The organism is Thermomonas mangrovi, from assembly GCF_028201335.1.
Classification (GTDB): Bacteria; Pseudomonadota; Gammaproteobacteria; order Xanthomonadales; family Xanthomonadaceae; genus Thermomonas; species Thermomonas mangrovi.
Map to the genome: position 1 here is coordinate 43015 of NZ_JAPEVV010000006.1, position 16808 is coordinate 59822.

General features: G+C 71.5%; 18 protein-coding genes. 11 read left to right on the forward strand and 7 right to left on the reverse strand.

All coding sequences use genetic code 11. The features are described from left to right. The first annotated feature begins 1 nt into the window (after position 1). Positions 2-577 carry a nucleoside deaminase gene (locus ON759_RS09050; protein WP_271680048.1) on the forward strand — a complete coding sequence of 192 codons (576 nt, stop codon included), beginning with the start codon at positions 2-4 and terminating at the stop codon, positions 575-577. 8 nt (positions 578-585) lie between these two features. Further along, on the forward strand, positions 586-1626 hold the full coding sequence (rlmM, locus tag ON759_RS09055) for a 23S rRNA (cytidine(2498)-2'-O)-methyltransferase RlmM (protein WP_271680049.1): 1041 nt from the start codon (positions 586-588) through the stop codon (positions 1624-1626). A gap of 16 nt (positions 1627-1642) precedes the next feature. Here the strand turns inward: rlmM and ON759_RS09060 are convergent, their stop codons facing one another. Together ON759_RS09060 and ubiH are read right to left on the reverse strand one after the other, a co-directional pair. Continuing rightward, positions 1643-2845 carry an FAD-dependent oxidoreductase gene (locus ON759_RS09060; RefSeq protein WP_271680050.1) on the reverse strand — a complete coding sequence of 401 codons (1203 nt, stop codon included), beginning with the start codon at positions 2843-2845 and terminating at the stop codon, positions 1643-1645. Beyond that, positions 2842-4071: a 2-octaprenyl-6-methoxyphenyl hydroxylase gene (gene ubiH / locus ON759_RS09065; protein ID WP_271680051.1), complete on the reverse strand. Its 1230-nt coding sequence runs from the start codon at positions 4069-4071 to the stop codon at positions 2842-2844. Before ubiH ends, ON759_RS09060 begins: the two co-directional genes overlap by 4 nt. A gap of 45 nt (positions 4072-4116) precedes the next feature. Here ubiH and ON759_RS09070 point away from each other — a divergent pair, with 45 nt between their 5' ends. The 9 genes from ON759_RS09070 to ON759_RS09110 all read left to right on the forward strand — a co-directional run bounded on the left by ON759_RS09070 (position 4117) and on the right by ON759_RS09110 (position 13064). Continuing rightward, positions 4117-4686 carry a DUF6580 family putative transport protein gene (locus ON759_RS09070; protein WP_271680052.1) on the forward strand — a complete coding sequence of 190 codons (570 nt, stop codon included), beginning with the start codon at positions 4117-4119 and terminating at the stop codon, positions 4684-4686. Between the two features lie 8 nt (positions 4687-4694). Continuing rightward, positions 4695-5246: a cob(I)yrinic acid a,c-diamide adenosyltransferase gene (locus ON759_RS09075; protein WP_271680053.1), complete on the forward strand. Its 552-nt coding sequence runs from the start codon at positions 4695-4697 to the stop codon at positions 5244-5246. 27 nt (positions 5247-5273) lie between these two features. Further along, entirely contained in the window at positions 5274-6185 is a 912-nt protein-coding gene (locus ON759_RS09080; protein WP_271680289.1) for a histone deacetylase family protein, read from the forward strand. 73 nt (positions 6186-6258) lie between these two features. After that, entirely contained in the window at positions 6259-8556 is a 2298-nt protein-coding gene (gene lptD / locus ON759_RS09085) for an LPS assembly protein LptD (protein WP_271680054.1), read from the forward strand. Positions 8557-8588: 32 nt separating this feature from the next. Next, complete coding sequence (locus ON759_RS09090; RefSeq protein WP_271680055.1) at positions 8589-9911, forward strand: peptidylprolyl isomerase; 1323 nt, start codon at positions 8589-8591, stop codon at positions 9909-9911. Between the two features lie 11 nt (positions 9912-9922). Then, on the forward strand, positions 9923-10876 hold the full coding sequence (gene pdxA / locus ON759_RS09095) for a 4-hydroxythreonine-4-phosphate dehydrogenase PdxA (RefSeq protein ID WP_271680056.1): 954 nt from the start codon (positions 9923-9925) through the stop codon (positions 10874-10876). Further along, positions 10873-11706, forward strand: coding sequence for a 16S rRNA (adenine(1518)-N(6)/adenine(1519)-N(6))-dimethyltransferase RsmA (gene rsmA, locus ON759_RS09100; RefSeq protein WP_271680057.1), 834 nt, complete (start codon positions 10873-10875; stop codon positions 11704-11706). Before pdxA ends, rsmA begins: the two co-directional genes overlap by 4 nt. A gap of 55 nt (positions 11707-11761) precedes the next feature. After that, positions 11762-12142 carry a Co2+/Mg2+ efflux protein ApaG gene (gene apaG, locus ON759_RS09105; protein ID WP_271680058.1) on the forward strand — a complete coding sequence of 127 codons (381 nt, stop codon included), beginning with the start codon at positions 11762-11764 and terminating at the stop codon, positions 12140-12142. Between the two features lies 1 nt (position 12143). Beyond that, positions 12144-13064: a symmetrical bis(5'-nucleosyl)-tetraphosphatase gene (locus tag ON759_RS09110; RefSeq protein ID WP_271680059.1), complete on the forward strand. Its 921-nt coding sequence runs from the start codon at positions 12144-12146 to the stop codon at positions 13062-13064. Here the strand turns inward: ON759_RS09110 and ON759_RS09115 are convergent. Genes ON759_RS09115 through ON759_RS09135 form a run of 5 tightly spaced genes read right to left on the reverse strand, consistent with a single transcriptional unit; the run spans position 13049 to position 16782 of the window. Then, positions 13049-13540, reverse strand: a complete 492-nt coding sequence (locus ON759_RS09115; RefSeq protein ID WP_271680060.1) for a dihydrofolate reductase — start codon at positions 13538-13540, stop codon at positions 13049-13051. The genes ON759_RS09110 and ON759_RS09115 overlap by 16 nt on opposite strands. 14 nt (positions 13541-13554) lie before the next feature. Beyond that, positions 13555-14349: a thymidylate synthase gene (locus tag ON759_RS09120; protein WP_271680061.1), complete on the reverse strand. Its 795-nt coding sequence runs from the start codon at positions 14347-14349 to the stop codon at positions 13555-13557. 3 nt (positions 14350-14352) lie between these two features. Then, complete coding sequence (gene lgt / locus ON759_RS09125) at positions 14353-15318, reverse strand: prolipoprotein diacylglyceryl transferase (RefSeq protein ID WP_271680062.1); 966 nt, start codon at positions 15316-15318, stop codon at positions 14353-14355. A 58-nt stretch (positions 15319-15376) separates the two neighbouring features. Continuing rightward, on the reverse strand, positions 15377-15880 hold the full coding sequence (locus ON759_RS09130) for a TPM domain-containing protein (protein WP_271680063.1): 504 nt from the start codon (positions 15878-15880) through the stop codon (positions 15377-15379). Further along, on the reverse strand, positions 15880-16782 hold the full coding sequence (locus ON759_RS09135) for a TPM domain-containing protein (RefSeq protein ID WP_425608469.1): 903 nt from the start codon (positions 16780-16782) through the stop codon (positions 15880-15882). The genes ON759_RS09130 and ON759_RS09135 overlap by 1 nt, the downstream gene beginning before the upstream one ends. Between the last annotated feature and the right edge of the window lie 26 nt (positions 16783-16808).

Here is a 16808-nt window from a genome sequence, read left to right on the forward strand (position 1 = left end):
CGTGCTGTACGCGCAGGTCCACCTGACCCTGCCGGCCTGGGTACACGACACCGTGGACGCCACCCGCGCGTATCGGTCCGATGCCGAGAAGGTCGCGCTGGCGATCGACTTGTCGAAGCGCAACATCGAGGCGAATTCGGGCGGTCCGTTCGGCGCCGCGGTGTTCGGGCCCGACGACCGCATCATCGCGGTCGGGGTCAACCGCGTGGTGCCGCACGCCTGCAGCGTCGCCCACGCCGAGATGATGGCCTACATGCTGGCGCAGGGCCGCACCCAGCGGCTGCGCCTGAACCGCGATGCCGAGGACCGGCCGGTCGGGCCGATCACCCTCGCGACCTCCTCGCAACCTTGCTGCCAGTGCTATGGCGCCACGGTCTGGGCCGGCATCGACCGCCTGCTGATCGGCGCGCGCAGCGAGGACGTGGAAACGCTCACCGAGTTCGACGAAGGCCCGCTGCCGGCGGACTGGGTGGGCGAACTGCAATCGCGCGGCATCGCCGTGGTCCGCGACCTCGAGCGCAACGCCGCGCGCGCGGTGCTGCGCGCCTACGGCGAAAGCGGCGGCGCGCGCTACTGAGCGGCCGGATGGACGGCCTGCTCTGCTATTGCCGCGCAGGCTTCGAACCGGAGCTCGCGGGCGAGTTAAGCGACCGCGCGGCGGAAGCGGGGTTCGCAGGTTACGCGCGCACCGAACGCGACAGCGGCCACGTGGTCTATGCCTGCGAAGATGCGGATGGGTTGTCGCGCGCGCTGCCGTGGGCCTCGCTGATCTTCGCGCGGCAGAAGCTGCGCCTGCTCGCCGACCTGCGCGGGCTGGACCCGCGCGACCGCATCGCGCCGATGCTCGGCGCACTGCAGGGCCGGGCCCGGTTCGGCACGTTGGTGATGGAGCATCCCGATTCCGACGCCGCGAAGCCGTTGGCCGGCCTCGCCCGCAGCCTCGGCAACGCACTGCGCCCGGCGCTGCGCAAGGCCGGGCTGCTGTCGGCCCAGGATGATGCGCGGCTGCCGCGCCTGCACGTCTGCTTCGTCTCCGGCGACCACGCCCTGCTCGCCGCCAGCGATCCCGCGGACAGCGCGCCATGGCCGCTCGGCATCCCGCGCCTGCGCATGCACGCGGACGCCCCGTCGCGGTCGGCGCTGAAGCTGGAGGAAGCGCTGCTGGTGCTGCTCGACGAGGGCGAGCGCCGTCGGCTGCTGCGCGACGGCATGCGCGCGGCCGACCTCGGTGCTGCGCCGGGCGGCTGGACCTGGGTGCTGACCCGCCACGGCCTGCGCGTGCAGTCGATCGACAACGGGCCGTTGCGCCAGCACGTGCTGGACACCGGCCTGGTCGAACACCTGCGCGCCGACGGCTTCAGCTGGCAGCCGGCGCAGGCGCTCGACTGGATGGTCTGCGACATGGTCGAGCAGCCGCGCCGCGTCGCCGAACGCATGGCCACCTGGCTGCGCGAGGGCTGGTGCCGGCACGCGATCTTCAACCTCAAGCTGCCGATGAAGAAACGCTGGCAGGAAACCCGGCTGTGCCTGGACCTGTTCGCCGCGCAGGCCGGCGAACCGCTGGCGATCCGTGCGAAGCAGCTCTACCACGACCGCGAGGAGATCACCGTCTTCGCCACCCGATGAGGCGAAGCGGGATGGGCTACACCCCCGCGGCGTGCCGCCACAACGCACGCGCCAGCGGCGGCAGCTTGCCGGCAATGGACAGCGCATGCCCGCGCAACAGGGTGGGGAGCAGCGCATCGTTGCTGTACGCGCGGTTGATCGCCTCGAAGGCATGGGCGTTGACCGCGTTCTCGCTCTTGCGGGTGCGCGCCCAGCGCGCCAGCCGCGCGGGGCTTGCCCAGTCGCTGGCGTTCGCCCTGGCCTGGCGCACCAGTGCCTGCAGCGCGGCGACGTCGCGCAGCCCCAGGTTGACGCCCTGCCCGGCCAGCGGATGCACGCGGTGCGCCGCATCGCCGAGCAGCAGCACGCGCCCGGCCACGTAGTCGTCGGCCAACTGCCGCAGCAACGGGAAACCAACCCGCGGCGATTGCAATGCGAACCCGCCCAGTTCGCCGCCGAAGGCCTGCGCCAGCGCGCGCGCGAAAACCTCCGGCGCGGCGTCGATGAGGCGCGTCGCCTCGGCATCGGGCAGGGTACACACGATCGAGCCGAGGCGGCCGGCGCGCGGATCGCCGTCGTCGGTCGCGAACGGCAGGAAGGCGACCGGCCCGGTCGGCAGGAAGCGCTGCCAGCAGGTGGCCTGGTGCGCATGTTCGCTGGCCACGAATGCGACCACGCCCTGCTGGCCGTAGGCGTGGCGCGGCGCGGCGATCCCCGCCATCTCGCGCAAGGCGGATGCCCCGCCATCCGCGGCGATCGCGAGGCGCGCCTCGAGCGTGCTGCCGTCGTCGAGCCCGACCCGCACCCCGCCTTCCTCCTGCTGCAGCGAGGCGATGCGCGCCGGGCAGTGCAGGCGCACGCCGGCGGCGGCGAGCCGCTGCCACAGTACGTCCACCAGCAGGCCGTTCTCGACGATCCAGCCGAGCTGGCGCTGGCCGAGCGCATCCGCCTCGAACACCAACGGATCGCCGCCGCCGGCATCCCACACGCGCATCCCACGATACGGCTGCGCACGCGCGGCGAGCACCGGCGCCCAGGCGTCGAGCCCATCGAGCAAGGCCGCGTTGTCCGGGGCGAAGGCATACACCCGCAGGTCTGGGTCGTCGCGACGCCAGGGCGCGGGGCGCCGGGCCTCGACCAGCGCGACCTGCAGGCCCTCGCGGGCCAGCACCAGCGCGGCGGCCGCGCCGACCACGCCGCCGCCGGCGACCACCACGTCGAGCTGGCCGCGCCGGCTCACGCCGCGCCCCGGCACAGGGCGGGCACGTCGCCGCGATAGCCCATCGCGCCGCCGACCAGCCATGCCTGCAGCCAGCCGGACACATCGCCGGCCAGCAGGCCCGCGCTGCGCAACGGCCGCAGCAGCGGCGCATCGTTGGCGGTGAGGCGCGCCAGCCCATCGGAGAACGCCAGCGTGCGCGCGCGGTCGTCGGCGCGACGCGCGGCATGCCGCCGCAGGACGGCGGCGTCGCCGGCATCGCCAGGCGCGGCGGCAATGCACTCGGCCAGGGTCAGCGCATCGCGCAGCCCCAGGTTGAAGCCCTGCGCGCCCAGCGGATGCAGCGACTGCGCGGCGTTGCCGACCAGCACCGCGCGCGGCGCGACCAGCGCCTCCGCCACGCTGCCGACGATCGGGTACGCGCTGCGCGGACCGACCGCGAGGAAACGCCCCGCGCGCCAGCCGAATGCCGCCTGCACGCGGGCGAGGAAGCCGGCATCGTCCAGCGCCGCGACCGCCGCGGCCTCCGCGCCCGCGACGCCATGCACAAGCCCGTAGTGCCCGTCGCCGCGCGGCAGCAGGGCGGTCGGGCCGCTCGCCGTCAGCCGCTCGTAGGCGGTGCCGTCCGGCGGCGCCTGCGTGCGCAGCCGGGCGACGAACAGGGTCTGCTGGTAATCGTGTTCCCGCGCGGCGATGCCCAGCGCGTCGCGCACGCTGCTGCGCGCGCCATCCGCGGCGACCAGCAGGCGGGCATGCAGCACGCGCTCGCCGTCGGCGCCGGCGATGCGCACACTGCGATAAGCGGCATCGGAAACCTCCAGGCCGAGGAATCGCGCCGGGCGGTAACGGCTCAGGCTGCGCAACTGCGCCAGCCGTGCTTCCAGGGCCTCGCCGAAATCGCGCGCCACCACCACCCGCCCGAATTCCTGGCGGCCATGCGTCGCGGCATCGAGGCGGATGCGCCCGAAGTCGCCGGCGCGGCTGGCGTGGATGCGGCGGATGCGGCCGGTCGGCGCACGCAGCAGGGGCAGCACGCCCAGGGCGTCGAGCGCGTGCACGGTGGCTTCGGCGAAGCTGAGGTTGCGCTGGTCGAACACCGCGGGCAGCGCGCCGGGCGGGCTGGCCTCGACCAGGCCCACGTCCAGGCCCAACGGCGCCAGCGCGATCGCCAGGCTGGCGCCCACCAGCCCGCCGCCGACGATGAGGACGTCGTGCACGCGCGGGGCATCCGGGGCGATCGGGGGCATTGCGTTATGCTACCGGCTCCGCTCCGCCGCCCGCATCACGACCGCATGAATCGCCCCGCTTCGCTTCCCGCCCCCGGCCCGCTGGTCCTCGCCGCGCTGATCTTCATCGCCGCGCTCAGCCGGGTGCTGCCGCATCCGCCGAACTTCTCGCCGATCGAGGCGGTGGCGCTGTTCGGCGGCGCGTATTTCGCCAGCCGGCGCTGGGCGCTGCTCGTGCCGCTGGCCGCGATGTTCGCGTCCGACCTGGCGTTGGGCCTCGCCAATGGCGGCATCTACTGGGACTACTTCGCGAGCGCCGGCTACCTGCTGGTCTACGCCTGCATCGCGCTGTCGACCCTGCTCGGCTTCGGCCTGCGCGGCAAGGTGAACGGCACCCGCGTGCTGGGCTACTCGCTGGCGGGCTCGGTGCTGTTCTTCGTGGTAACCAACTTCGGCGCCTGGCTGGGCAGCCCGATGTACCCGCAGACGCCGGCGGGACTGGCCGCGGCCTACGTCGCCGGGATCCCGTTCTTCCAGTGGACCGTGCTCGGGACCCTGGCGTACGCCGCGCTGCTGTTCGGCGGGTTCGCGCTGCTGCGCCAACGGCTGCCGGCGCTGCACGCCCGCACCGTCTGAGCCCGGCGGTGGGCAACCGTCTTTCGAAGATCTACACCCGCACCGGCGACGACGGCACCACCGGCCTCGGCGACGGCACCCGCGTGGCCAAGGATTCGGCGCGGGTCAATGCGTACGGCACGGTCGACGAGGCCAATTCCTGCATCGGCCTGCTGCTGGCCGCGGATGTCCCCGACGACATCCGCGTCCTGCTGACCCGCGTGCAACACCAGTTGTTCGACCTTGGCGGCGAACTCTGCATCCCAGGACACGCGGCGATCCACGATGCCGACATCGACGCGCTCGAAGCCCGGCTGGACCACTACAACGACGCGCTACCGCCGCTCAAGGATTTCATCCTGCCCGGCGGCGGCGAGGCCGCGGCGCGCTGCCATGTCGCCCGCACCGTGGTGCGCCGGGCCGAACGCGACACCGTCACCCTGTCCCGGCACGACGCCGTGCGCCCGCAGGCGATCCGCTACCTGAACCGGCTCTCGGACCTGCTGTTCGTGCTGGCCCGCGTGCTGGCCCGCGCCAGCGGGCATGGCGAGGTCCTCTGGGACCACGACCGCCGCAAGTAGGGCGCCGGGAGGACGATGCACATGCCGCTGCGCGTCTACACCCACGAGGCTTGCCTGCTGCACGACACCGGGCCCGCCCACGCCGAGCGCCCGGAGCGCCTGCGGGTCGTCGTCGATGCCTTGCGCGAGGCCTATCCCCACCTCGACTGGCGGCAGGCGCCGATCGCGACCCGTGGCCAGCTGCTGCGGGTGCACAGCGAACACCTGCTGGAGGCGGTGCTGGAAAGCAATCCCGCCGAGCTGATGCAGCTCGACCCCGACACCGTGCTCTCGCCGCGGTCCGCGGAGGCGGCCCTGCGCGCCGCCGGGGCGGCGGTCGCGGCGGTGGATGCGGTCATGATCGGGGCTGCCCGGCGCGCGTTCTGCGCGGTGCGCCCACCCGGCCACCACGCCACCAGCGACGCGGCGATGGGCTTCTGCCTGTTCAACAGCATCGCGGTGGCCGCGCGCCACGCGATCGACGCGCATGGCCTCGAGCGCGTGGCCGTGGTCGATTTCGACGTCCACCACGGCAACGGCACCCAGGCGATCTTCGAGCACGACCGGCGCGTGCTGTACGCCAGTTCGCACCAGGCCCCGCTCTATCCCTGGACCGGCGATCGCAGCGAGACCGGCGCCGGCAACATCTTCAACGCGACCCTGCCCCCGGGCAGCGATGGCGCCTTGTTCCGGCGCATCTGGGGCGACCGCCTGCTGCCGGCGATCGACGATTTCGCCCCGCAACTGCTGCTGATCTCGGCCGGTTTCGACGGCCATCGCCGCGACCCGCTGGCGGAACTGCAGCTCGATGCCGCCGATTTCGGCTGGCTGAGCGAGGCGTTAGTGGCGCTCGCCGACCGCCATTGCCAGGGGCGCGTCGTATCGGCGCTCGAAGGCGGCTACGACCTCGACGCCCTGGCCGAATGCAGCGTCGCCTACCTGCGCGCGCTCGGCGCCTGAACCCGCCACGCGGTTTGCCGGCCCGGCGGGCTTCCGGCAAGCTAGCCGCCTGAATTTCGCCTCTGGATTCCCCGTGCGCCCAGTCCTGCGCCTGCTTCCCCTGCCCCTGTGCATCGCCCTGTCGCTCCAGGCCCATGCCGCCGACGGCATGCCGCCCGACTGGGGCCTGTGCCCCACCGTCGACGCGGTCAAACCCTTCGTCGACGCGCAATCGTTGCCGGACGGGTTGAAGATCGACAACACCCGGCAGGAAACCGAGATCGAGGGCGATGCGCTGAGCGGCACCGAGGAGAACCCGGTGTTCAACGGCAACGTGACCCTGCGCCGCGGCTCCCAGTTCATGGGGGCCGACCAGCTGACCTACGACAAGCAGCAGGAGCGGTATGTCGCCGAAGGCAGCATCCGCTTCCAGGGATCCGGCCTGCGCGTGGTCGCGGCTCGGGCGCAGGGTGACCAAGCCAGCGACACACATACCATCGAGCAGCTCGATTACCAGCTACTGGATCGGCGGGGCAATGGCGGCGCGGACAGCGTGACCCTGGTGGGCAACCAGGGCAGCCTCAAGGGCGCCACGTATACGACCTGCGCGCCGGACCAGCGCCAATGGCAATTGAGCGCGCGCCAGATCGACATCGACACGGACAAGGGCTTCGCGGTCGCACGCGGCGCCACCCTGCGGGTCGGCAAGGTCCCGGTGTTATACATGCCCTGGTTCATGTTCCCCACCGACGAACGCCGGCGCACCGGCCTGCTGTTCCCCTCGATCTCCAATTCCAGCCGCAACGGTTTCGACTGGCGGCAACCGATCTACCTGAACCTGGCACCGAACTACGATGCCACCCTGTCGCCGCGGATCATGACCTCGCGCGGCTTCCAGCTCGGCGCGCAGTTCCGCTACCTGGTGGAGGGCGGCAAGGGCACGCTGGAAGGCGCCTACATGCCCGACGACGACCTGCGCGGCCGTGATCGGGGCATGTTCCGCTATACCGCGTTCCAGAACGTCGCCAGCCACTGGCAGGCGCGCGCCAACGTCAACTGGATCAGCGATACGCGCTATTTCGAAGACTTCAGCAGCAGCCTGGACGGCCTGTCGCAATACACGGCCTTCAGCGAGATCGGCCTCTACGGACGCGGGCGCGGTTGGGACGCGGCGATCACCGCCGACCACTGGCAACTGGCCGACTACACGCTGTCCGAGTCCGACCTCCCCTACGACCGCCTCCCGCGCGCGTACCTCAGCGTGGACCGTCCCCTGGTCGGCCTGTTGCATTGGGGCGTGAACGCCGAGACCGTGCGCTTCCAGCACGAGACCGAGCCCGCGGGCTCGCGCGTCGACCTCAAGCCCTGGCTCAGCCTGCCCTTGCGCGGCGATGCCTGGTTCCTGACCCCCACCCTCGCCTATCGCTACACGCAATACGACCTCGACGACGCGCTGGCGCAGTCGCTCGGCGGCTCCTCGCCATCGCGCGGGCAGTCGATCTTCAGCGTCGATGGCGGCCTGTTCTTCGACCGCGAGACCCGGGTCAAGGGCAAGGACTACCTGCAGACGATCGAACCGCGCATCTTCTACCTGCGCGTGCCCTACACGGACCAGGCGGACATGCCGCTGTTCGACACCCAGCCGCTGACCTTCAGCTGGGGCCAGCTGTTCCGCGACAACCGCTACTCCGGCGCCGACCGCCAAGCCGATGCGAACCAGGTGACCGTGGCGGTGAGCACCCGCATGATCCGCCAGTCGGACGGGCGCGAGCGTTTCTCGGCCAGCCTCGGCCAGATCCACTACCTGGACGCCTCGCGGGTATTCCTGCCAGGCGAGCCGATCACCGAACAAGGCCGGTCGGCATGGGTCGCCGACGCGAACTACGCACCGACCGACCGCTGGACCTTCGGCGCGTCCTACCAATGGGAGCCCAAGTTCAAGCGGACCGACCTCGCCAGCGTGCGCGCACGCTACCTGCTGCCGGACGACGGCGTGTTCAACCTCGGCTACCGCTACCGGCGCGACGTGCTCGAACAGGTCGACCTGTCGTTCCTCTATCCGATCAACGACAGCTGGAGCGCGGTGGGTCGCTACTACTACTCCCTTTTCGACAACAAGGCGCTGGAAACCGTCGCCGGCGTGCAGTGGGACAGCTGTTGTGTCGCCGTTCGGGTTGTGGCGAGGCGCTACGTGCACAATCGCGCCGGCGACCTGAGCAACGCCCTCATGTTCGAGATCGAACTGAAGGGGCTGGGATCGGCCGGGCAGGATACCCAGCGGGTCCTGCGCCGTTCCGTCCTCGGCTACAATCGGGACGACCTGTACCTGGTGCCGCCGCAGACCGCCACGGGCCAGCCTTCCCCGCCGGACATCGACGACGCCTCCCCATGATCCACGCCCCCCGCTTGCGCACTTCCTGTTCCATGCTGGCCGTCGTCCTGGCCGGGCTGCTCGCCGCCGGCGGCGCTTCGGCGCAGTCCTACGCAGGGATGGAGTCCGTCGACCGCATCGCCGCGGTGGTGAACGAGGACGTCATCCTGCGCAGCGAACTGGATCGCGCGATCGCCAACATCCGCGCCCAGTACGCCGGCAAGGAAGACCAGCTGCCGCCGGCCGAGGTGCTGGAGCGCCAGGTGCTCGAACGGCTGATCCTGACCCGCCTGCAGATCGAGCGGGCCACCGACGCCGGCATCACGGTGAGCGACGAGGAGCTGGAGCAAGCGGTTCGCAGCGTCGCCCAGCAGAACAGCATGGACGTCGACCAGCTGCGCGCGCGGCTGGCCCAGGATGGCATGTCGTTCACCAGTTTCCGCAACAACCTGCGCGACGAGATCGTCACCCAGAAGCTGCGCCAGAGCTTCGCGCAAAGCCGCATCAACGTGAGCGAGGCGGAGGTGGATGCCGCGCTCGCCACCGCGTCGGCTGCCGCCAGCCAGCAGTTCCACCTCGCCCACGTGCTGGTGGCCACGCCCGACGGCGCGACTCCCGAGCAACTGGCCACCGCGCAGAAGAAGATCGAGGGCGTGAAGGCGCTGATCGACAAGGGCGAGATGACCTTCGCCGCCGCGGCGGTGCGCTACTCGGACAGCCCGAACGCGCTGGAGGGCGGCGACCTCGGCTGGCGCGGCCTGAACGAGATCCCGCCATCGTTCGCCGCGACCATCCAGCAGATGCAGCCCGGTCAGGTGATCGGCCCGATCCGCGGCCCGAGCGGCTTCCAGCTGCTGCAGCTGGTCGAGACCCGCACCCAGGCCGCCGGCGGCGGGGAGCAGGTCACCCAGTTCTCGGCGCGCCAGATCCTGGTCAAGGTCGATGAAAAGACCGACGACGCAGCCGCCAAGGCCAAGGCGGAAACCCTGGCCGCCCGCATCGCCGGCGGCGCCGACTTCGCCAAGCTCGCGGCCGAGGACTCCGACGACGCCACCACCAAGCGCCGCGGCGGTGACCTCGGCTGGTTCACCAGCGACACCTACGGCAATGCGTTCGCGATGCAGGTCGCGGCGCTGTCGGACGGGCAGTCCTCCGCGCCCTTCAAGACCGACGCCGGCTGGATCATCGTGAAGCGCGTGGGCAGCCGCCAGGTGGCCTCGGGCGACGAGACCCGACGCGCCCAGGTGCGCGACACCATCGGCCGCCGCAAGCTCGAGGACGAGTGGAACCGCTTCCTGCGCGAAATGCGCGGCGAGGCCTACGTCGACGTGCGCGGCGCGCAGGCCGCGGCTGCGCCCGCCGCCAGCGGCGGCTGATCGCCCCGTCCATGCGCCCCCGGCTCGCGCTGGTCCCCGGCGAACCGGCGGGCATCGGTCCGGAACTCGTCGTCCGCGCGCTCCAGCGCGACTGGGACGCCGACCTGACCGTACTCGGCGACCGCGCGTCGCTGGTCGCCGCCGCCCGTTCGCTGGACCTGCCGCTGCCGCCGCACCTGGCGCTGGTCGACATCGCCAACGCGGTCCCGGCTACGCCCGGCACGCCCGACCCGCGCAATGCGCCAATGGTCGTCGATGCCCTCCAACGCGCCGCCCGGGGCTGCCTCGACGGCGATTTCGACGGGCTGGTGACCGGGCCCGTGCACAAGGGCGTCATCAACGACGCCGGCATCCCGTTCAGCGGCACCACCGGCCTGCTCGCCCGGCAGGCGGGCTGCGAGGTGGTGATGATGCTGGCCAATCCGGGCATGCGGGTCGCGCTGCAGACCGTGCACCTGCCGCTGCGCGCCGTGCCGGACGCGATCACCGCGGAGGCGCTGGCATCGACCCTGCGCATCGTCGACGCGTCCTTGCGCCACGCCTTCGGCATCGCCGAACCGACCATCGCCGTGCTGGGATTGAACCCGCATGCAGGCGAGGACGGCCACCTCGGCCACGAGGAACGCGAGGTGATCGCACCCGCCCTCGCGCGCCTGCGCGGCGAAGGGATGCGCCTGGTCGGGCCGCTGCCGGCCGATACCGCCTTCCTGCCAGCCAAGCTCGCGGGCTTCGATGCGGTGCTGGCGATGTACCACGACCAAGGGCTGCCGGTGCTCAAGCACAGCGACTTCGCGAATGCGGTCAACCTCACCCTCGGGCTGCCGTACCCGCGGGTCGCGGTCGACCACGGCACCGCGCTCGACCTGGCCGGCACCGGCACCGCCGACCCGTCCAGCCTGTTCGCCGCCATCCGCACCTGCGCCCGCCTGGCGACCGCCAGCGCGCGCCCGAGGCCGGCGCCGTGAGCCGCGCCTACCCGCCGCGCACCGATGCCGCGGGGTTCGCGACCGAGGCGAAGAAGCACCTCGGCCAGAATTTCCTGCACGAGAAGGGCGTGATCGCGAAGATCGTGCAGGCGATCGACCCGAAGCCGGGCGACGTGGTCGTGGAGATCGGTCCGGGCCAGGGCGCGCTGACCTTCCCGCTGCTGCAGCGGCATGGTGCCTTGACGGCGATCGAGTTCGACCGCGACCTGCATGCGCCGCTGCAGGCCGCGGCCCGCGCGCACGGGACCCTGCGCCTGGTCGAGGGCGACGTCCTCGGCGTGGATTTCAGCGCGCTCGCCGCCGAGCTCGCGCCCGCCGACGGCCGCATCCGCCTGGTCGGCAACCTGCCCTACAACCTCAGCTCGCCGATCCTGTTCCACGCGCTGGACCACGCCGGCGCGATCCGCGACATGCATTTCATGCTGCAGAAGGAAGTGGTCGAACGCATGGCCGCGGGTCCGGGCAGCAAGGTCTACGGGCGCCTGAGCGTGATGCTGCAGGCCTACTGCGCGGTGACACCGCTGTTCACGGTGCCGCCGGGGGCGTTCCGGCCGGCGCCGAAGGTGGACTCGGCGGTGGTCCGGCTGGTCCCAAAGCCCGCGGACCGCATCGAGGTCGCCGATCGCGTGATGTTCGCGCACGTGGTCCGCGCGGCCTTCGGGCAGCGTCGCAAGACCCTGCGCAATGCCCTGCAGGGCGTGGCCGACGCGTCCGCGATCGAGGCCGCCGGCCTGCGCGCGGACGCCCGCGCCGAGCAGGTCGAGGTGGCCGGCTTCATCCGCCTGGCCAACCTGCTGGCCTCGCGCTGAGCGCCGTGCGCGCGGCGTGATGCCGGCACCCGCGCCGGCTCGCTAGAATGCGCGCATGGGCAACACCGACTACCAGTTCGACATCGACGTCGACACCCGCTTCCTCGACGACCAGTCGGCCCCAGAAGAGGGCCGCTACGTCTTCGCCTACACCATCCACATCCGCAACGAGGGCAAGGTGCCGGCGCGCCTGCTCGGCCGCCGCTGGCTGATCACCGACGGCAACGGCAAGGTGCAGGAAGTGGTCGGCGAGGGCGTGGTCGGCGAGCAACCCTGGCTGCGCCCGGGCGAGGGCTTCGAATACACCTCGGGCGCGGTGCTGGAAACCGACATCGGCACCATGCGCGGCAGCTACGACGTGCTGGCCGACGACGGCACGCGCTTCGCCGCGCCGATCCCGCCGTTCACGCTGTCCGTGCCGCGCACGCTGCACTGAGATGGCGGTCTGGGCCATCGGCGACCTGCAGGGTTGCCACGACGTCACCCAGCGCCTGCTGGAGCGCATCCGCTTCGACCCGGCGGTCGACCGGCTCTGGTTCTGCGGCGACCTGGTGAACCGCGGCGGACAGTCGATCGAGACCCTGCGCCTGGTCCATTCCTTGCGCGCGTCGGCGCACGTGGTGCTCGGCAACCACGACCTGTCGCTGCTGGCGATCGGCGAACGCACGCCGGACGAGCAGCGCAAGGTCAACCCGGACCTGCAGGGTGTCCTGTTCGCCGAGGATGGCCCGATGCTGCTGGCCTGGCTGCGCTCGCAGGAGCTGGCGCACGTCGATCGCGAACTCGGCTGGATGATGGTGCACGCCGGGCTGGCCCCGAAGTGGACCACGCAACTGGCGGAGAAGCACGCCCGCGAGATCGAGGCGAAGCTGCGCGGCGACCAGTACCGCAAGTTGCTGAAGAACATGTATGGCGACGGCCCTGACTGGTCGCCGCGGCTCAACGGCAGCGAACGCGACCGCGCGATCATCAACATCTTCACCCGCATGCGCTATTGCAGCCCGCGCGGGCGCATCGCCTTCGAGCACAAGGGCGAACCGGGCAGCCAGCCGCCGGGCCTGTACCCGTGGTATTCGGTGCCGGGCCACGCGGCGCGCGACCTCAAGGTGGTCTGCGGGCACTGGAGCACGCTCGGCCTGTTCGTCGGCCATGGCGTGCACGCGATCGACACCGGCGCGGTGTGGGGCGGCAAGCTCACTGCATTGCAGCTGGATGCCGAGGGCCTGCACGTGGTGCAGGTGCCCGGCCGCGACGTCCCCGCCCCGCCGCCGAAGAAGCGCGGGCCGCGCCCGCACGACCGCCGCCGCGACCCGAACCGGCGCCCGCCGGCGCCCGCCGCCGATCAGGCGCGCACGTAGTCCACGAAGGCGAACGCGTGGGCGTGCGCCGCATCGGCCGGATGCGCGACGCGCGCCACTTCCCGCCAGTCGGCCGCATCGAAGCGCGGGAAAAAGGCATCGGCCTGGTCGACCGTGGTGTCCACCCAGGTGAGGTGCAACTGCGTGGCCCGCGGCAAGGCCTGCGCATACACCTCGCCGCCGCCGATCACGCACAGTTCGCCGGCCTCGCCCGCCGCCAGCGCGATCGCCTCGTCCAACGAGGCCACCGCCTGCATGCCCGCGAACGGCACCCGGCCGCCGCGGGTCAGCACCAGGTTGCGCCGCTTCGGCAGCGCGTGACCGAGCGACTCGGCGGTCTTGCGCCCCATCAGCACCGGCTTGCCCAGGGTCAGCGCCTTGAAGCGCCTCAGGTCGTCGGGCAGGTGCCAAGGCAAGGCATTGCCGCGGCCGATGGCGAAATTGCGATCCAGCGCGGCGATCAGCGACACATGCATGCGAGTTGCCGGCATCAGACCGCGACCGGCGCCTTGATCGCCGGCCACGGGTCGTAGCCGTCGATGGCGATGTCCTCGTAGCGGAAGCCGAAGATGTCGCGCACGTCGGGATTGAGCCTCAACCGGGGCAACGCGCGCGGCTCACGCGCGAGCTGCTCGCGGGCCTGCTCGAAATGGTTCGAGTACAGGTGCGCGTCGCCCAGGGTGTGCACGAAATCGCCGACCTTGAGCCCGCAGACCTGCGCGACCATGTGGGTGAGCAGCGCATAGCTGGCGATGTTGAACGGCACGCCGAGGAAGATGTCGCCGCTGCGCTGGTAGAGCTGGCAACTGAGCTTGCCGTCGGCCACGTAGAACTGGAACAGCGAATGGCAGGGCATCAGCGCCATCCGCGGCAGCTCCGCCACGTTCCAGGCGCTGACGATCAGCCGGCGCGAATCGGGGTTGCGGCGGATCTCGTCGACCAGCCACGCGATCTGGTCCACGGTCTTGCCGTCGGCGCCTTCCCAGCTGCGCCACTGCTTGCCGTAGACCGGGCCGAGCTCGCCGTCGGCATCGGCCCACTCGTCCCAGATGCTGACCTTGTTCGCCTTCAGGTAAGCGATGTTGGTGCTGCCCTGCAGGAACCAAAGCAGTTCATGCACGATCGAGCGCAGGTGCAGCTTCTTGGTGGTGACCAGGGGGAAGCCCTCGGCCAGGTCGAAGCGCATCTGCCAGCCGAACACGCTGCGCGTGCCGGTGCCGGTGCGGTCCGACTTCTCGGTGCCGTGTTCCAGCACGTGGCGCAGCAGGTCGAGGTACTGCTTCATCCGTCAGGCGTCATGCTTGCCCCTCTCCCCTGGCGGGAGAGGGTGCCCCGAAGGGGCGGGAGAGGGGTTCGGCATCAGGGTCGGCGAGGTCCGCGACTTCCACAGCCAGAACAGCCCGAGCAGGATCAACGGCGTGCTGAGCACCTGCCCCATCGTCACCCAGCCGAACGCCAGGTAGCCCAACTGCGCGTCGGGTTCGCGTACGAACTCGACCAGGAAGCGGAAGCTGCCGTAGAGCAGGGCGAACAGGCCCGACACCGCGTAGCGCGGGCGCGGCCGGCGCGAGTACCAGACCAGCGCCGCGAACATCGCCACGCCCTCCAGCGAGGCCTGGTAGAGCTGGGAAGGATGGCGGGCGAAGGCATCCAGCAGGCCGGCATCGAACTGCGCCTTGAGGGTGGCGGCATCCATCGATGCGAACGGCTGCGGCAGCGCGCGCGGGAACACCACGCCCCAACCATCGAAGGCCGTGCCCTGGGTCGGCTTGCCCCAGAGCTCGCCGCCGATCCAGTTGCCGAGGCGGCCGAAGCCGAGGCCCGCGGGTACCAGCGGCGCGACGAAATCGACCACGTCGAAGAAGTGCAGGCGATGCTTGCGCGCCCACCACGCGACCGCGACCAGCACCCCCAGCAGGCCACCGTGGAAACTCATGCCGCCTTCCCACACCTTGAAGATCGACAGCGGCGCGGCGGTGAACGCCGGGAAGTCGTAGAACAGGATGTAGCCGAGGCGGCCGCCCAGCACCACGCCGAGCATGCCGTAGAACATCAGGTCGCCGAAGCCCTGCTCGTCGACCCCGGGCAGGCGCCCTGCGCGCACGCGCCTGCGCCCCAGCCACCAGGCCACGAGGAAGCCCAGCAGGTACATCACGCCGTACCAGTGGACCTGCGGATGCACGCTGCCGAGCAGCGGCAGGTTCCAGGTCCCGAGGTCGAGGGCGATGGGATCGATCTGGTGGAGGTAAGGCATCCGGCTATTGTGCCCCAGCGTCGCGACCGCGCGCGCGTCGATCAACGTGGATGCGCCCTCAGAGCATCACCGGCCGATTGGGCAATTCATCGATGTCGCCGTCGCCGGGTTCGCGTGGATAGTGGCTCGCCAGCAGGTCGCCGATCGCCTCGATGCCGGCGACCACCGCATCCACGTGCTCGCCGCCGGCCAGCGCCCCTTCCATCAGCTGGCAGACGCCGCGCCACTGGGCCTCGCTCACCCGCCCCGCCAGGCCGCGGTCGGCGACGATCTCGATCCGGTGGTCGGCCATCAGCAGGTAGACCAGGACGCCGTTGTTGGCGGCGGTGTCCCAGACCTTGAGCTGCGCGAACGCGCCCTCCGCCCGTTCGCGCGCCTCGACGCCACGCAGCAGCGCACCCCAGGGCAGGGTCGCCTCGACCGCGAAACAGACTTCGGCGGTATGGCAGCTCTCGCTCATCGCGATCGCCGCGGCGATGCGGTCCATCGCCTCGGCCGGGAACCAGGCCGGGGCCGCCGGCGTCGCCAGGTGGCGCCATGCACGGGCCAGGACGCCGGCCATCACCAACTCCCCGAGGCGCCACCGCCCCCGGACATGCCGCCGCCACCCGACCAGCCGCCGCCGGACGAACCTCCGCCCCAGCCGCCACCGCCCATCCCGCCGCCGCCCCAGCCACCCCAGCCGCGGTCGCGTGCATACCGACCGCCGCCCCCGCCGCTGGCCAGGCCCAGCAACACGCCGATGAAGGCACCGAGGCCGCCCACCAGCAGCACCGAGGACAGCATCCAGGCGACGCCGCCGCTGGCACCACCGCCCAGCACGGCGCGCACGCCCGCCGGCAGCCGGGAGAACATCCCGCGCGCGACCTGGCCCACGATGAAGGCGACGAACAGGGCGAACAGCCAACCGGCCCCGCGATCGGCACCGGTCGGGTGGTCGGCCACGGGGTCCGGCAGCGGCTCGCCGTCCACCAGCTTCACCAGCTGCGCCGTCGCATCGACGATGCCGCCGGCGTAGTCGCCTTGGCGGAACCGCGGCACCAGGTATTCCTGGATCACCCGGCCGGCGGTGATGTCGGGGATCGCGCCCTCCAGGCCGTAGCCCACTTCGATGCGGACCTTGCGGTCGTCCTTGGCGACGACCAGCAGGACGCCGTCGTCGATGCCCTTGCGCCCCAGCTTGAATGACTCGAACGCGCGCACGGCATAGGCCTCGATGCTCTCCGGCTGGGTGCTGGGAACCATCAGCACCTGCAGTTGCGCGCCCTTGCGTTGCTGCAAGTCGAGCGCCTGGCGTTCCAGTTGGCCGCGCACCTGCGCATCCAGGGTGCCGGTGGTGTCGACGACCGGCGAATCGAAGCGCGGGATCGGCGCGTCCTGCGCCGAGGCGAATCCCCCCACGGCCAGCAGGACGCAGGCGAGAAGCACCTGCCGCCAACGCGGGGGGTGGGCGAGCGTCGACACGGCGCGTGCCGTTGCGACCGGCGGCG

Coding starts and splice junctions, on each gene's coding strand:
- rlmM (WP_271680049.1), top strand. CDS start 586: ATGGACGGCCTGCTCTGCTATTGCCGCGCAGGCTTCGAACCGGAGCTC.
- ubiH (WP_271680051.1), bottom strand. CDS start 4,071: ATGCCCCCGATCGCCCCGGATGCCCCGCGCGTGCACGACGTCCTCATC.
- ON759_RS09070 (WP_271680052.1), top strand. CDS start 4,117: ATGAATCGCCCCGCTTCGCTTCCCGCCCCCGGCCCGCTGGTCCTCGCC.
- ON759_RS09090 (WP_271680055.1), top strand. CDS start 8,589: ATGCTGGCCGTCGTCCTGGCCGGGCTGCTCGCCGCCGGCGGCGCTTCG.
- pdxA (WP_271680056.1), top strand. CDS start 9,923: ATGCGCCCCCGGCTCGCGCTGGTCCCCGGCGAACCGGCGGGCATCGGT.
- apaG (WP_271680058.1), top strand. CDS start 11,762: ATGGGCAACACCGACTACCAGTTCGACATCGACGTCGACACCCGCTTC.
- ON759_RS09110 (WP_271680059.1), top strand. CDS start 12,144: ATGGCGGTCTGGGCCATCGGCGACCTGCAGGGTTGCCACGACGTCACC.
- ON759_RS09115 (WP_271680060.1), bottom strand. CDS start 13,540: ATGCATGTGTCGCTGATCGCCGCGCTGGATCGCAATTTCGCCATCGGC.
- ON759_RS09120 (WP_271680061.1), bottom strand. CDS start 14,349: ATGAAGCAGTACCTCGACCTGCTGCGCCACGTGCTGGAACACGGCACC.
- lgt (WP_271680062.1), bottom strand. CDS start 15,318: ATGCCTTACCTCCACCAGATCGATCCCATCGCCCTCGACCTCGGGACC.
- ON759_RS09130 (WP_271680063.1), bottom strand. CDS start 15,880: ATGGCCGGCGTCCTGGCCCGTGCATGGCGCCACCTGGCGACGCCGGCG.